2 protein-coding genes are annotated in these 2,270 nt (G+C 35.5%); both read left to right on the top strand.

Features of this window, described 5'->3' with window-relative positions:
- Positions 1 to 1,193: sulfotransferase family 2 domain-containing protein (locus XEN7305_RS26205; protein WP_238568914.1), on the top strand; the 1,193-nt coding region annotated here is incomplete at its 5' end.
- A 28-nt stretch (positions 1,194 to 1,221) separates the two neighbouring features.
- Complete coding sequence (locus XEN7305_RS00100; RefSeq protein ID WP_006507247.1) at positions 1,222 to 2,109, top strand: sulfotransferase; 888 nt, start codon at positions 1,222 to 1,224, stop codon at positions 2,107 to 2,109.
- The last annotated feature ends 161 nt before the right edge of the window (positions 2,110 to 2,270 follow it).

The following is a 2,270-nucleotide window of genomic DNA, read 5'->3' as shown; positions in this document are numbered from 1 at the left end:
TTATTACTTATTACTTATTACTTATTACTTATTACTTATTAATAATGATTGAATTATTATCAGTTCATATTCCTAAAACAGCAGGCACTGCATTCCGCCACGCCTTGGAGGAAGCCTATGGAATGAATGGAGTAATTGGTGATTACCCTCCCAATAAAATTCATCAACCAGATAGCCAGATCACGTACAGTGCAAAAGTTATTCACGGTCATTTTCTTCCCAAGAAATATCAAGGATATTACCCCCAAGCAAAGAGAATTGTTTGGCTAAGACATCCAATTTTTAGACTAATTTCTGAATATTTTTTTGCTAAAACTATTAAAGACCATGAAAATGCCATTCATGCTCAACTATTAAATAATAATCTCAATATTTTAGAATTCGCCCAAATTCCCGCGATGAGGAATTTTCTGGCAAAACATATTAAAGGGATTAAGCTTCAAGAGTTTGATTTTGTCGGAATTCAAGAATTTTACCAAGAGGACTTGCAAGATCTCCAAAAAATAATGGAATGGCCAAAGGTGGAGCCCATTATTAAAAATAATAATCTCTATCATAAATATCAAAAATCTTTACAAGAAATATTATCTAACACTACTTTAATAAACCAAATCTCTAGGTTAAATCTTGAGGATTTACAGCTGTACCAAAATGCTCTGAATCTTAGAGCAAAACGTCGTCAGGAATCAGTATTGATCCAATCTACCTTAGCAGAATATCAGCGATCGCAGTTTTTAATTCATCAACTACAACAGGATTTATCTCAGGCAAAACTAGAAACTCAACAAATTAATTATTGGCTAAATAAATATATTACTCCAAGTAAAGAAATTGACTTTATCCCTACATCAGAAACAAAATTTAGAGCAGGTCTCATTGGGTTTCATATTGATTGTCCTTTGTTCCCTATTTTTACCAGTAATAAAATAATTAATATTAATGGTTGGGTCATCGGAAAAAATGCGGCTGCGAGCAAAATTGAGATTCGTCATAATAGCAAGGTTTTAGCAGAAACATCTGTTGATTTATCACGACCTGATGTGGCCCAGGTTTATGGAGTTAGTAATGCCCAAAATAGTGGTTTTGCGATCGCCTTGGCAAGTTCGGCTATTCCTTCTCAAACCAAATTAACAATCGAAGTAATTCTAACTAATAGAGAATGTATCTCTTTGGGAACACTAAATTATATTTAAAGATTCCCCCTAGATACTTGAAAATTTTATGTCTAAAATAATTGAATTATCTTCAGAACAAGAATTAGCTTTAGAAAAAAATTTAGTTTGGATCTTTGCTTCTCCCAGAAGTGGCACCACCTGGACATCAGTTCAATTATTAAGTCATAAAACCAAATTGATGGGGGAGCCCTTAATTGGTTCTCATCTTGCCGATGCTAGAGAATTGGGAAATACTTATATTCGCCGATACGAAGAACAGGCTGAACGCAAACCTTACTTTTTTTCTACTGAATACAAAGATGTTTGGCAACATTATGTCAGAAAACTGATATTGCATCGCGTTCATGCTCAGTTTCAGGATCTTAATTCGACGATTATTATCAAAGAACCCAATGGAAGCATGGCAGCAGATCTGATTACAGATTGCCTTCCCCAGTCAAAAATATTGATTTTGCTTCGAGATGGTCGCGATGTAATTAATTCTCTAATTACTGCCTTATCTAAAGGTGGTTATGCCGAGAAAAATTCTGGGGGTGCTTTTAAACCTCTTGCTGGCGCCAGAAGACGAACTTCGATACTTTTGAATTCCCGAAGATGGGCAAAATTAGTGGAAGTTTTGCTCGACACCTATGACAAGCATGATGAAGATTTACGTTATCTCATTCGCTACGAACAATTATTAGAAAATACCTCTGGGCAAGTTCAAAAGCTCTATGATTTTATGGGCATAGATATTAGCAAAGATAAACTAGCTTCAATTATTCACAACTCATCAGCCAAAAATATTCCTGCGGATCAAAAGGGGATTGGGACAACCATCCAATTTGCCAAGGCAGGAGCTTGGAAGGAAAGATTTAACGATGAGGAAAAGGTAGTCATTCAAGAAATTATTGGTGATGGCTTAAAAAAACTCGGTTATCTAAAAAGTGTTTAGTAGCCGCTAGGCGGAAGTCAAGAGTCTCTGAAGATTCAAAGAGAAATTGGCGATCGCATAGGAGAAGCTAGTGGACGCGGGCGTAAATAAGCTATCTATCAACGAAGGGCAAAAAGCTGATGTATCAAGACTTATTACTCATTACTTATTACTTATTACTT

The organism is Xenococcus sp. PCC 7305 (assembly GCF_000332055.1).
Classification (GTDB): domain Bacteria; phylum Cyanobacteriota; class Cyanobacteriia; order Cyanobacteriales; family Xenococcaceae; genus Xenococcus.
The sequence above is the reverse complement of the archived record's forward strand: the minus strand, read 5'-3'. Positions and strand labels throughout refer to the sequence as shown.

Bases quoted from the DNA above. Each gene is read 5' to 3' on its own strand.
- XEN7305_RS00100 (WP_006507247.1), top strand. From the start codon at position 1,222: ATGTCTAAAATAATTGAATTATCTTCAGAACAAGAATTAGCTTTAGAA.